General features: G+C 54.5%; 11 protein-coding genes. 3 read left to right on the top strand and 8 right to left on the bottom strand.

The window, feature by feature from the left end:
- Window positions 1–37: 37 nt before the first annotated feature.
- Both MKZ07_RS05890 and MKZ07_RS05885 read right to left on the bottom strand, forming a co-directional pair.
- Window positions 38–2647 carry a hypothetical protein gene (locus MKZ07_RS05890; RefSeq protein WP_036694064.1) on the bottom strand — a complete coding sequence of 870 codons (2610 nt, stop codon included), beginning with the start codon at window positions 2645–2647 and terminating at the stop codon, window positions 38–40.
- A gap of 183 nt (window positions 2648–2830) precedes the next feature.
- Window positions 2831–3664, bottom strand: coding sequence for a helix-turn-helix transcriptional regulator (locus MKZ07_RS05885; protein ID WP_036694068.1), 834 nt, complete (start codon window positions 3662–3664; stop codon window positions 2831–2833).
- Between the two features lie 144 nt (window positions 3665–3808).
- Here MKZ07_RS05885 and MKZ07_RS05880 point away from each other — a divergent pair, with 144 nt between their 5' ends.
- The 3 genes from MKZ07_RS05880 (at window position 3809) to MKZ07_RS05870 (ending at window position 7127) form a co-directional block, all read left to right on the top strand.
- On the top strand, window positions 3809–5872 hold the full coding sequence (locus MKZ07_RS05880) for a beta-galactosidase (RefSeq protein ID WP_036694071.1): 2064 nt from the start codon (window positions 3809–3811) through the stop codon (window positions 5870–5872).
- A 173-nt stretch (window positions 5873–6045) separates the two neighbouring features.
- Window positions 6046–6810: an AzlC family ABC transporter permease gene (locus MKZ07_RS05875; RefSeq protein ID WP_084648884.1), complete on the top strand. Its 765-nt coding sequence runs from the start codon at window positions 6046–6048 to the stop codon at window positions 6808–6810.
- Window positions 6801–7127, top strand: coding sequence for an AzlD domain-containing protein (locus tag MKZ07_RS05870; protein WP_036694073.1), 327 nt, complete (start codon window positions 6801–6803; stop codon window positions 7125–7127). The genes MKZ07_RS05875 and MKZ07_RS05870 overlap by 10 nt, the downstream gene beginning before the upstream one ends.
- Window positions 7128–7173: 46 nt before the next feature.
- Here the strand turns inward: MKZ07_RS05870 and MKZ07_RS05865 are convergent, their stop codons facing one another.
- The 6 genes from MKZ07_RS05865 to MKZ07_RS05840 form a co-directional block, all read right to left on the bottom strand.
- Window positions 7174–8139: an alpha/beta hydrolase gene (locus tag MKZ07_RS05865; protein ID WP_341025057.1), complete on the bottom strand. Its 966-nt coding sequence runs from the start codon at window positions 8137–8139 to the stop codon at window positions 7174–7176.
- Between the two features lie 102 nt (window positions 8140–8241).
- Window positions 8242–8649, bottom strand: coding sequence for a MerR family transcriptional regulator (locus MKZ07_RS05860; protein WP_076153983.1), 408 nt, complete (start codon window positions 8647–8649; stop codon window positions 8242–8244).
- 43 nt (window positions 8650–8692) lie between these two features.
- Window positions 8693–10024: a hypothetical protein gene (locus tag MKZ07_RS05855; protein WP_341025053.1), complete on the bottom strand. Its 1332-nt coding sequence runs from the start codon at window positions 10022–10024 to the stop codon at window positions 8693–8695.
- On the bottom strand, window positions 10024–11109 hold the full coding sequence (locus tag MKZ07_RS05850) for a DUF58 domain-containing protein (RefSeq protein WP_036694075.1): 1086 nt from the start codon (window positions 11107–11109) through the stop codon (window positions 10024–10026). Before MKZ07_RS05850 ends, MKZ07_RS05855 begins: the two co-directional genes overlap by 1 nt.
- Before the next feature lie 3 nt (window positions 11110–11112).
- A complete protein-coding gene (locus tag MKZ07_RS05845; RefSeq protein WP_341025051.1) occupies window positions 11113–12090 on the bottom strand; it encodes an AAA family ATPase in 978 nt (325 codons plus the stop codon).
- Window positions 12091–12253: 163 nt separating this feature from the next.
- Window positions 12254–13231, bottom strand: a complete 978-nt coding sequence (locus MKZ07_RS05840; RefSeq protein WP_341027891.1) for an aldo/keto reductase — start codon at window positions 13229–13231, stop codon at window positions 12254–12256.
- Between the last annotated feature and the right edge of the window lie 35 nt (window positions 13232–13266).

The raw sequence follows: 13266 nt of genomic DNA, 5'->3' as shown, positions 1-13266 counted from the left end.
TAAAAATACAAGAATGTTTTAGTGGAGTGAATGACGATTATTCCTCTGTCTTGTTCTGAACCACGTTAGTGACTCCGAAGGCCTGGCTGCCCAGCAACAGACGTTCACCCTGGAATTCATCATAGAAGGCTAACCTATAAGCGCCGCCGTCCATCGTCTTGTACACGGGTCTGCTGAGAGAGAAGGAATACAGGTTGTTAGTCCCTTCAATCAGGTCTGTGCCCAGTGTAAGAACCTTCTCGGTAGCGACGCCGAACGGATCGGTAATCTGCAGAATCAGCTTATGCTCCAGCACACCTGCATCGTACAGGTTATCCTTCCTCAGGCTGTAGTTCATAGTGATATCGAAGGTATCGGATGACTTCATCCGCTTGCCTTGAGAGGTCAGGACAGAAATCGTATAAGGATATACTACCGTTGATTCCAGGGTATTCTTCGGTACATTAGCCTGCGGATTCAGCTGCAGCGCAGCCACATTGACGAATCCGGTTGCTTCCTCCTTGGCCTCAATCAGCTTGCCTTCTTTGATACCGGCACCCAGGTAGAGCGAGACATCCGCGAGGTCCGTAGCCTTAGGCACCTTGGCCCATAAGACCACGAGCTGCTTGGCACCCGGAGATGCGCTGTTCTCCGACTGGCTGGTGCCTGCTTCGAAATACTGGCCGTCCTTGGTCTTATAGTAAGCCTGAAGGCGGGCCATTTTGCTCTGTCTTTTCTCTTCACTGCTCAGATAGAGCTCTGTGTATACCAGATTGTGGCTTTCTCCTTGATAGATCGTAGTCCGGTTCTCCTCGACACTGGCCGTTTTGCCTTTGCCGCTAATGGTGTAGCTCTTGCCCTTCTCGATGGTCGGAATACTGTTAATCGAGTTACTGATGCTGACATCCAGGAACGGGACGGTCTCTGAATTCTGTGTGCCGTTCAGGGCAATCCGCATATCCTGGAACTCTGAGGTATAGGCAATTTTGCCGAGTACATACAGCTCCACTGACTTCCCTGGCGCAAGAACAGAAGAATCCTTATTGTCCATATACAGCTCGGTAGTCACGGGCAGACTTTCTTTATCCAGCTTAATGGTTCCCTTCAGCTCAGGCAGCGTAAGAGACACGTTCTGGGTATTGGTGACTCTCAGTCTGGCAGCTACGATATCATCATCTCTCCAAGGATAGCGCTGCAGAGATAGAATACTGTACGAGAACGAGCCGTATGAATTCGTGGTCATATACTCTTGGCCGGACATGACTTCCGTACGTAGTGCATATGGAATGACGAAGTAGGCTACCGGGAAAATCATTTTGGCAGTCGGTGTTGCAGGAGCCGCAGTGGAAGGAGTGCCGGTATTCCCTGTATTTCCCGTTGACTCGCCGGCTCCGTTTGATTCAGGTACATTTGTGCTCTCAGCGCCTACCGACTCTATCATCATAAGCTGCAATCCGGATTGATCCACTTCAAGCGGTACACGGACCGTAAGCGGTACGATTTTGGTCTCGAGCGGTTTGAGGGTGACTCCGCTTATACCTTTGGAATTCACCGGAAAGACCTTGCCCTTCACCGATTTGACCGCCAGGTCATAGCTTGGCAGGGTTACCGCCTTGTTGCCGGTATTCTTAAGCTGCATCTGGAATGTCCAGACTGCATCTGCATCTTGTGCGTACACATTGGCGTTGCGGAGCAGCGTGTCTACTGTGTTGTTATTGACTACAATCTTTTTGACTACCCCGCTGCCGACAACCAGATTAGGCGAGCTTGCTGCAGGCAGCTTATAAGAGGATTTAGCCAGCTCCAGCTTCGCAGTCTCATCCTTCTTCGTGAATTGCAGCTTCATATTATCTGTTTTGAGATAGGCCGGAATTTCGGTAATGTAATAAATGCTCCGCTTCTCCTGCGGCTGAATCTTGTAATCTGCCTGTGTCCCGCTCAGCGCCAGCTCGAAGGAGGTGCCGCTGGCAGAGAGCAGATACGCAGAGTAGCCCGGATCACTGAGGACCTTATTGCCCTTGTTGGTCAGACTGACCCCTACTTTGGCATAGACCTTGCCGCTGTATTTATAGAGCTGGAGAGAGTCTGCACTGGCTGTGACAGGAATGTCGTTCATGACTGTACTTAAGCTTGTTCCAACTGCAGCCGTAGTTGAATAATTAGCGGGCACTCCAAAAGATCCCATCTGCTTCAGATACCCCTTCGTCTTGGCATCCCAGACAAGCATCGAGATTTTGATCCCCTGCAAGGAGGAGGTTTGTCCAACATTTACATAATAGGTCACGCTAAGGGTTTCTTTGGCGCCAACTTTCTTCTTCGTGGCATCCGCACCTAAGGGATTTCCCGGAAGCACTGACCCTCCCGGAGTGACCACACGTGAGAAATAATGCATTAAGCTAGCGCTTGAATTACCGGGATTTGTATATTTAAGTGTGTATGACAAGATGTTCCCGCCAGGCTGGCTCCATATGTTGATATTCTCCAGTACTGCGGTCACTCCGGCACCCATGGGAACGGAATTGAACTTGAATGCCGCCGGAGCGGATACTGCGGGGGGCTTCGCCGCCGGGGCTGCATGTGCAGCAGGCGCAGTGATACTGCCAGCCACCTGGCCGGCAACGAGTGAACTCACCAGCAATGCAGCATATGTAACTCTATACTTTCTCATTTATTTCCCTCCAGATGTATTTACTAGCAATAGTATAGTTGCTTGGCGCGTGGAATTTGTATCCACTTTGTAACCCTTTGTTTCTATTTGTAACTTTCTGTCACCCAACCAAGGCTGCTGCGGTGTGAGCCCTGCCATAAATGTAACAAACTTTCTTAATACTTGGTCCTAAAAAACTTGATTCTATGAGTTAAAGGACCGTCTGTATTGGTTCGGCGGCATCCCCTCTAGTTGTCTGAACACCTTGATGAAATAACTGGATTGCTGGAACCCGCACTGCAGCGCAATTTGCGCAACGGACAGCTTGGTGGAAGCCAGCAATAGCTTGGCCCGGGCCATCCGGCAATCGCTCAAATACCGGTTCGGCGTCTTGCCCATAATGCTGCGGAACAAGCGGAGAAAATGATAGCTGCTATAGCCGGCAAGTCTGGCCATGGACTCCAGCGTCCAGGGCCGCTCACACTCACTGTAGATCCTGTCGGCGGTAAGCCGGATGGAATGCCGGATCTCCAGCGGAACGGAGCCGTGGAGCGGCTCGGAGTTCTGCATCAGCGTAACCAAAATCTCATAGAGCAGCGTAGAGAGACGCGGTTCACTCCGGGTCTCATAGCCTGCACTGAGCCGGTACATTTCCTCGAAGAGCGCTTCATAGCCGGTGGCGGGATCGAAGGTGAAAAAGTAGCCGCGCGACTGGTCCGCCTCCTCCAGCATAGGCAGGGGCATCGCCGTGGCGAAGTGCATCCAGCGCACATCCCAGGCAGCGCCAGGATCAGAACCGTACTGCTGATAAGCCCCCCTGGGAAAAAGAAACCCGCTGCCCCGTCTCATGGATATCCGCTCCCCACCCTGAAATACATACCCTTCTCCCCCAAAAACCATGTGGAGATTATAGCTGTTCAGGAAGCCCTCACTTCTGCGCTCTGCATGCTCCGGGAAGTCGCTGTAATGCCCCAGCATCTCCGGATAACATACATAATGGGCATAAGCAGGCTGCGGCAGAACCCAGTGCTTTCTCATGTGAATCTCCTCCTGCCCTGCGCCGGTTCAAGCACGCAATATAATGATATAATAGCAATATTCTGTTATATAAGTGGATACACTGCTGATAATACAATAGATTGGTAGCTTAAATAAAGCATATTTTTACACTTGGAGGTTATGATGAAGAAACCTGTTGCAGCAGAACGATTTGAACTGGGCGTTTGCTATTATCCTGAGCACTGGCCTGAATCCATGTGGGCTGACGATTACCGGCGTATGGTTGAAACCGGATTCACCATTGTACGTCTGGCTGAGTTCGCCTGGTCCATTTTTGAACCGGAGGAAGGCATGTTTCAATATGATCTGTTTGACCGGGCAGTCGACATGGCACACAGCTACGGGCTGAAGGTCATTCTGGGAACGCCTACGGCCACTCCGCCTGCCTGGCTTACAGAGAAGTACCCTGAGGCCTTGAATGTTACTTATGAAGGTGTGACGCTACAGCACGGTATGCGCCGCCATTACAATTACAGCAGTCCCAAGTACCGCGAGCTCTGTGCCCGAATCGTAACGAAGCTTGCTGAACATTACGGAAATCATCCGGGCGTCGTCGGCTGGCAGATTGACAACGAACTGAACTGTGAGATCAATGTATTTTACTCGGAGAGTGATCATCAGGCCTTCCGCCTTTGGCTTCAGGACAAGTATGTCACCCTGGACAAGCTTAATCAGGCTTGGGGCACGGTGTTCTGGAATCAGACCTATACGAGCTGGTCACAGGTCTGCCTCACCCGGCCTACCCCTTCACCGAACCAGCCGAACCCTCACCAGGCTCTGGATGAGAAGCGCTTCATCTCTGATAACACCATCTATTTCGCCAAAATCCAGGCAGATATCCTCCGGGAATTGGCCCCTAATCAGTGGGTTACCACGAACGGTCTGTTCGGACATCTGGACAGCCATGAGCTGAATGACGAGCTGCTGGATTTCTTCAGCTATGACTCGTACCCGCAGTTCTCCACCATCGGCTTCGATCCGGCTGAGGTGAACCCGATGCTTGACCGCGGCTGGGGATTGTCCCTGTCGGCTGTACGTTCGGTCAGCAGCAACTTCTGTGTAATGGAGCAGCAATCCGGTCCGGGAGGCTGGGTGAATCGGCTTGATATGCCTTCACCAAAGCCTGGACAGATGCGGCTGTGGACGTACCAGTCCGTCGCCCACGGCGCTGACATGCTGCTCTATTTCCGCTGGCGGACCGCCACCATGGGCAATGAGATCTATTGGCACGGCTTGAACGACTACCATAACCAGCCTAACCGGCGGGTAAGGGAAGCGGAGCAGATCGGCCGCGAGCTGGCAAGCATCGGGCAGCAGTTCATCGGCAGCCGGACTCAGGCGAGCGTTGCAATCGTGCGTGATTATGACAATGAGTGGGACGGTGAATATGATGTCTGGCACGGACCGTTCATGTGGCAGAGCAACAAGGAATGGTTCAAGGCTCTGCAGCGGAAGCATATTCCGAATGACGTTCTGTACTTGCGCAGCCATACCTCCCTTGCAGAGCTTGCCCGTTATGAAGTGCTGGTATATCCGCATCCGGCGATTATGACTGACGATACAGCAGCACTGCTGGACCAGTATGTACAGCAAGGCGGGAAGCTGGTCTTCGGCTGCCGTACTGGCTATAAGGATAGTACCGGACAATGCTATATGCGGCCTTTTCCCGGAGCGGCACAGGAGATGTGTGGGGTAACGGTTGAAGAATTCACTCTGGTCAAAGGAACGCGCAAGCCTACCTCCATCCGCTGGAACCATGATCCTGAGGCGCTGACCGGTGCAGATGCCTTCAATGACATCCTGCAGGTGGAAGAGGATAGTGTAGAGGTTATGGCAACCTATGCGACCGACTACTATGCCGGCAAACCGGCAGTAACCCGTAACACCCGGGGCCAAGGCGAAGTGTGGTATTACGGCGCCGTGTTCAATGAGCCTGCTGTGCTGCAGATGCTTGGCAGCCTGGATCTGGTCTCGCCAGCCGCAGATTGGGCGGAGCTGCCGCCAGAGGTTGAATTGCAGATTCGCTCCACAGGGGAAGACGCCTCTACAGGTGTCGCCTTCCTGCTCAACTACAGCGAAGAACCGGCACAGATTGTGCTTAAGACAGCCAAGACGGATCTCTTAAGCGGCCAGACCCTGTCGGGGAGCTATACGATGGAAGGGTTCGGCGTACTCGTCTTGAAATAACCAAGAACTCCAAAAGGGTTCCGCTGCCGCAGATCGCTCTGTGGACGGCGGAACCCTTTTTACAATTACAGCTAATATTCCCTTGATATTCACTATGAATTAATAGATATTATAATACAGTGTATTCGTTACCGGCGATAGTCGTTATTCCATTACCCAGAAGGAGCATGCCCATGAAGCCAGAATCCATTCATCAGGAGCCGCTATCCGGCGGCAGCCTGGTTACAGATAGCCCAGGTGTGCCGGAGAGCAGCGATACGTTCTGGCAAGGGGTGAAGGACTGCCTCCCCACGCTGCTCGGTTACCTCAGCATCGGATTCGCCGCAGGCGTTGTGGAGAAAACAGCGGGGCTAACCCTTGCCGAAATCGGCATGATCTCAATCATCCTGTACGCCGGTTCGGCCCAGTTTATTGCCGCTGGCATGATTGCCGCCGGGAGTAGCGCCTCCGGTATTATCATTACGATTCTGTTGGTTAACCTGCGTCATCTGCTGTTAAGCGCAGCATTGTCGCCTTACTTCCGGCATCTGACCCCGCTGCGCAACCTGCTGATCGGCTCACTGCTCACAGATGAGACCTTCGGCGTAGCCATTCAGAAGAGTGCCGCTAGGAAGCAGATCAGCGAGAGATGGATGCACGGCCTGAATATTACCGCTTATCTGAACTGGTTCCTGGCCAATATTGCCGGTGCTATTCTCGGTCAATGGATATCCAGTCCCGAGAAGTGGGGACTGGATTTCGCCCTGCCGGCTATGTTCATCGGACTGCTGGTCCTGACCATTATGGGACGGCGCAAGTATAGACTGGATATCACTGTCGGTATAACAGCAGCTGTGGTGGCCGTGATCGTCTCCGTGCTGTGGTCGCCCAGCATGGGTGTTATAGCTGCCGCGCTGGTAGCCTCAACGATTGGAGTAGTGATGGAACAATGGAAATAAGACCCGATATTGCTATAATCATTCTCGGAGCCGCGCTCGTTACCTTCATTCCGCGTGTCCTTCCGCTGATGCTGCTGAGCCGGATCACGATCCCGGAATGGGGCATGCGCTGGCTGAGCTATGTGCCGATTGCAGTCATGGCTGCTCTGGTTGCCCAAGAGCTGTTCGTAACCGGCGGCAGGTTCGCAGTCTTGTCCACCAATGTAGAGCTAATCGCAGCCCTCCCCACCTTCTGGGTAGCCGTCAAGACCCGCAGTCTGCTGGCCACAGTATTGACCGGTATTGTGACGCTGATGCTGCTGCGTCTGCTGTTCTGACCCTGTCCAACGGATACGCTGTACAATTCCATTCAGGCTACAGGCGTTAATCTTGCCTGCCCTCCAGCTGCAATACTCTCTTAATGAAGCTGCCTATATTTCCAATGGCCTGCTGCGCTTCAGGAAGCATGGCAGCCATCAGCTGAAAGGCGCACCACATGTTCCCCCAGATCTGAAGCTCTACAGTGATGTCCGCAGCCCTTGCTTGTTCAGCCAAACGCTCTGCATCACTCAGCAGCACCTCATGATCACCCGCCTGTATGAGCAGGGGCGGCAAGCCCCGGAGATCCAGTCTTAGCGGTGACAATATCGCAGGCCATGCACCGCCAAAGTCCCCCATATATTCCACAATCATTCTCTGATTCGCTGCCCGGCTTCCTGTCGGGTCCGTTCCCGCACGGCTGTCATAAGACTCCCCATCCAATTGAACAAGATCGGCATGGGGAGATAGCAGGCAGACACCGGCAGGAAGCCCGTCTCCCTGCTCCCGCAGCGTAATCAAGGTCATCAGCGCAAGCGTGGCTCCTACGGAGTCTCCGCAGACTATGATATTGCCGGCATGAACGCCCCGTTCCAGTAGCCAATGGTAAGCAGCAAGGCAATCCTCATTGGCTGCCGGGTAGCAGAACTCCGGTGCAAGCCGGTACTCCACAGTTAAAACGGTAATTCCCCCAGCTGCTTCAGATAGACGGGCTGCCAGATCCCTATAGATCTCGCAGTTGCCAGACACGAACCCTCCACCGTGAAAATATAGAATGACCTTGTTCTCCGTGGGTTGCAATTGTCCTTCACTTAGTAGACTTTTCCCCTCCGCCCTGACCCACTCTCCGCTGAAGGTCTCCGCCTCAACCGGTTCAACCTTCACGCCTTCAAGTAAGGGTAACTGCCTGGAAGCTTCCACTGCCGCCGCCCGGATCTCCTGAACCGGTCTTCTGGAATAATTATTATTGCTTTTCAGATAAGCACTAATGGCCTGCAGCTGTTCAATCGGGGTGCTGCTCGGATACAACATACGTGTAATTCCTCCTGTTATCCTGGGATGCTCCTACTATAAACCCTGTAGCTATATACAGAGTCAAGCGGCAATTCCTCCAGCATTACAGGTGACAGCGGGTTAATCATTCATGTTCAACATAGTAAGCGTATCCTGCACGCCCGGGTGCCTGTCTTGAGACAGAAGACCGGACTTTAACGCTTCAAGCCGACTGCGTGTCTCGTTCCTCCGGGCAATCTCCAGATCGACAGCGGCGATCTTCCGCTCAATGACTTGGGCGAAATCATCGATTCCGATGCTGCGGTCCGCAGATTTAACGAGTGCCTTCTTAATCTCCTGAAGTGTGAACCCGCAGTTCTTGGCATTACGGATAAAAGCAATCCGGAGAAGCGTCTCCTCCGGATACAGCCGATACCCGCCTGCTGAACGCTGAGGCAGCGGAATCAGCCCTTTCTTCTCATAGAATCTGAGCGTCTCTAAATTAATCTGAGCCTCTTTAGCCAGTTCACCGCGCAGATAAAGGGTCATGCCTGCCGCTCCTTTCCCGTATTCACTGAATGTAATGATTCAGCTACAGCTTCAACTGCTCCTTAAGCGCTGCCGCCTCAGCGGCAGTAAGTTCAGACAACTCCTCCTCGGTGTAGCGGGCCTTGTTATATAGGCTGAGTAGCCGGTCGTGGGCGGGTTGCCCGCTGCCAGAGTGCTTGTTCGCACGCTTCTGGCCTTGCGACCAGGCGGCTACATCGGCGGCTGTCTCCTGCGGGGTCAGGTAGGGCTTCACCTCATACCCTTCCGCATGTCTGGCCCGCAGCCAGTGCCGGTAGAGCCAGCGGATGCGCTCGCGGCTTCCGTCCATCCCCTCCCAGCGGTCGCGGCGGCTGGCTGGTGTCAGCTTGGAGCGCACATATTGGCGGAAGTCCTGAACGGTCTGCTCCCAGTTGAACAGGCTGGTCTCCTCATCCTGATACCCCGAAACCGCTGGCGTCTCTCTGCGCAGCAGGGACAACAGCCTGTCCATCGTTCTGCGCAGGATGCCTCCTGTATTTCTGTATAACCAACGCAGAATAAAATACAATAGGGCAAGAATGGCTGCCGCCCCTAGAATATAGAAGCCTACATTCAGAATCATCGACAGCAAGCCCGGTTCACCCGGCTCCGCTGCAGGCATGGCAGGGATGGCCGCAGGCGGTGCTTCTGCTGGCGGTGCCTCCTCGGAACCGGAGGATAACCGGCTGAGCCAGGCGAAGAATGCCCGCGTCATATTCCATATCAGCATTCCTACCGCCTTACCGCCCCCCGCCGCAAGCAGTGCTGCCAGGATAATGAAACCGACCACGAACATCCGGTTATGCCGCCGAAGTCCTTGTGGCAGATTTCCTGCACCTCCGTTCAAGGAGCTATAACGCAGGTGGGTGCTGTTCGTAGCCAGCAGTGCCAGGATCAGGCATAGGCTGCCGCTCCAGGTGAGCACCGCTGCACTCGGCTGGAGACCGGGTATGCGCGGGAAGGCAATCGAAGCGACAAAATAAAGGATAATCCCGCTGATATACAGCCACAGCCGGTTCACCCGTGTGGCTGCCGTCATACCAAGGAAGGCAGACACTGCCGCTCCGGCTGCCAGCGGAAGGCCCATAAGTGTCAGCGTACCGGTTAATGCAACTGTAATAGCTCCGAGAACCAGCGCCGCCAGCAGCTGCTTCCAGCGGCGGTTGCATATCTTCCGCAGCAGTACACCAGCTGCGGCCAGTACCGGCAGCAGATAGATCCAGCGCAGCGCCTCGGCCTCCGGCTGGAAATAAGTCTGGAGTACCAGCCATACGGGGAGCAGCAGCAGCCATTCGATGAGGGCTGACATCCATATGGCGAAATTTTCTTTGAAGGCATCCGGGATTCGGGAAGTCATCACTCACCGCCCCCTTCTGCCGGAATATCCAGCCACTCTACACCGTTCCCGAGGAAGCTTAACCCTGACGCTGCCAACTGCAGCTCTGCCCCCCGGTGGCAGGTGATGATCAGATAATCCATATCTCCCTCACCCTTGTCCGCTTCAATCTCCATCAGCCTGCTCATCGGCACAGTCCGGTCCAGATTCAGTCTGGCCAGCAGGCCAAGGAACTCCTCGGTATGGGCAATGGACCAGGTGTCCACCGAATCTCTCGCCCCGCTGCCGTCCAGTCTTCCATTGCTGAGCAGCCGGACCTCAATCCCGTGGCTGATCGCATACTCGGCTACAGTCGCCGCATAGCGGATACCCAGCTCTATGCGCTGCACATCGGTAACCGTTCTCCACATGGACTCACTGGTCTCTACGTTCAGGCAGATAACCAGCCGGGAATCGGCGGTGTAATCCTTCTGATGCACCTGCATACTTCCTGTCCGGGCAGTCGCCTTCCAGTTAATGCTCGCCAGGGAATCCCCTGCGCTGTACTCTCTTGTACCGGCGGTCAGGAACGGATCTTCGACAATCCAGCGTTTGACCGGCAGCTCTCCAAGCCAGCTGTGAACCGGCAACGGAAGGTCATGGAAACGCAGCAATCCGGGGTAGACCAGCAGCTCCAGATGAAGCGGGAAGGTCTTGGCGCTGCGGCTCAGTCCGAACAGATCGCCGGTAGTCATGGTTGCCGTCTCCAGGACGAACAGCCCCCGCTCCCTGCAAGTGATATTATGACGCCGTTTGATCTGGCGGAAAGACCTCAGGAAGAACAGGCTAACATGATTCTGGGAAATCTCTCCGCTGCTGATGCCCAGATTCTCCTGGTTACCGAATTCAAGCCCCTTAGCTATGCTGGATTCCAGCCGCAGCCAAGGCAGCGGCAGCAGCTTCTTGTTCAGAATCTCCTCAACCATCTCTACCTGTTCTCCGGCGTACACCGCTTTGGCAGAGAAGTAACGGGTATAGCTGACCTTCTTCAGTGCATTCCGGTCATAGATCAGCGAGATCAAGACCAGCAGAATGAACGTGCTTGCAATGAACCACGACAGCGACATGGATCACTCCACCCTTCCGCCTCTGGACAGGACCGCAGGTTCAGCAGGTACCTCGATTTCACGCAGCACCTGAAGCACTACCTCTGCCGACTGGCCTTCACGGACTCCGGGACCACGCTGAAGAATCAGCCGGTGCGCCAGCACAGAAACTGCAACCTCTTTGATATCATCCGGTATACAGTAGCTTCTGCCCTGGATCAGTGCGTACCCCTGCGAGGCACGCAGCAAGGCAAAAGCTGCCCGGGGACTTGCTCCCAGACGGACCGCCGGAGAGGTGCGGGTGGCCTCGACCACGCGCATCATATAAGCGAGCAGCTCGTCACTGACGGCAACCTCCGCAGCCAGACGTTGTATGTCCTGAATCTGCCGGGCCGTGGCCACCGCAGCGGTATCCTCCAGCGGGTTATTTTGGCGGAATCTTTGGAGGATATGTACCCCTTCCTCAAATGACGGATACCCGCTGGTAATCCGCATGAGGAACCGGTCCAGCTGCGCTTCAGGCAGCGGAAAGGTCCCCTGGCTGTCCACCGGATTCTGGGTAGCAATAACCAGGAACGGCCGCTCCAGCTCATGCGTCACGCCGTCAATCGTAATCTGCCGCTCCTCCATACACTCCAGCAGGCTGGACTGGGTGCGCGGCGTAGCCCGGTTGATCTCATCCGCAAGCAGAATGCTGGCAAATACCGGGCCCGGGCGGAATTGAAATTCGCCGGTCTTCTGATTATAGTAATTGATGCCGCTTAAGTCGGACGGCAGCAGGTCGGGTGTGAACTGAATCCGCTTGAAAGTGCAGTCCAGGGAACGGGCCAGTGTTTTGGCGAGCAGCGTCTTTCCGGTTCCAGGCACATCCTCCAGCAGCACATGACCATTCGCCAGCAAGGCGGTCAGCAGCAGGTTCACGCCACCCTCTTTGCCGACAATAACTTGTGCCAGATTACTTCGGATTGATTCAATTAGAGCGGTTGCTTCTTGAAGATTCATGAATAATAACACCATCCTATTCCAAAAAAAGGTATGTACATATAAGCTAATCATACCAGAAAGCGCCTACATTATATAATAGCTAGTATTCCAAGCTATAAAAAACAAATAAGGAGCCGTCATCCGGCTCCTGTTCAAGTCACATTATCATATAATGCCAGTGCTAAAAGCCCATTACCGGATGAGGTACATAAGGCTCCTCAAGCCGCCGGATTTCCTCATCAGTGAGGGTGACCGATACCGCTGCGGCGGCATCCTCCAGATGGCTCATCCGGGTTGCTCCAACTATCGGCGCTGTGACAGGCTTCTTCTGAAGTACCCAAGCCAGTGCCACCTGTGCACGGGGAATCTCCCGCTGCTCCGCAATCTCCTTCAGCCGCAGGGCCACCAGCCGGTCCGGTTCCTCCGTCTGTGAATACAGCAGCTTGCCGAACTGATCACTCTCCGAGCGGGTGCTCGTCTCCTGCCAGTCCCGGGTCAGCCGGCCGCGGGCCAGCGGACTCCAAGGAATTACCCCGATGCCTTCCGCTTCACACAGCGGCAGCATCTCCCGTTCCTCCTCCCGGTACAGCAGGTTCACATAGTTCTGCATCGACACGAACCGGGTCCAGCCATGGCGCTCTGCGGTATGCAGTGCCTTGAGGAATTGCCATGCAGGCATGGAGGAAGCGCCGATGTAGCGGGCTTTGCCCGCTTTTACCACATCATGCAGGGCTTCCATCGTCTCCTCAACCGGAGTGGACGGGTCCCAGCGGTGAATCTGATACAGGTCCACATAATCTGTGCCCAGCCGCTTCAGGCTATGATCGATTTCGCTCAGGATGGCTTTGCGCGACAGTCCTCCGCCATTGGGGCCGGTACGCATGCGGCCATGCACCTTGGTGGCCAGCACAATCTCGTCACGGGAGGCGAACTCCTTGAGGGCCCGTCCGACAATCTCTTCACTGGTCCCATCCGAATAGATATTAGCCGTGTCGAAGAAGTTAATGCCCAGCTCCAGAGCTTTGCGGATAAACGGCCGGCTCTCCTGCTCACTCAGCGACCAAGAATGGGTTCCGCGTTCCGGCACCCCATAGCTCATACACCCCAGGCAGATTCGTGATACTTCCAGTCCGGTCTTCCCCAGCTTCACATAGTCCATAATCGGCAGCATCCTCCCTATATTTGAAATAGATC

Origin of the sequence: Paenibacillus sp. FSL P4-0338 (assembly GCF_038002365.1) — a bacterium.
In the GTDB taxonomy this organism is placed as follows: Bacteria; Bacillota; Bacilli; order Paenibacillales; family Paenibacillaceae; genus Paenibacillus_AQ.
This window is presented reverse-complemented; position numbering and strand designations above follow the sequence as displayed.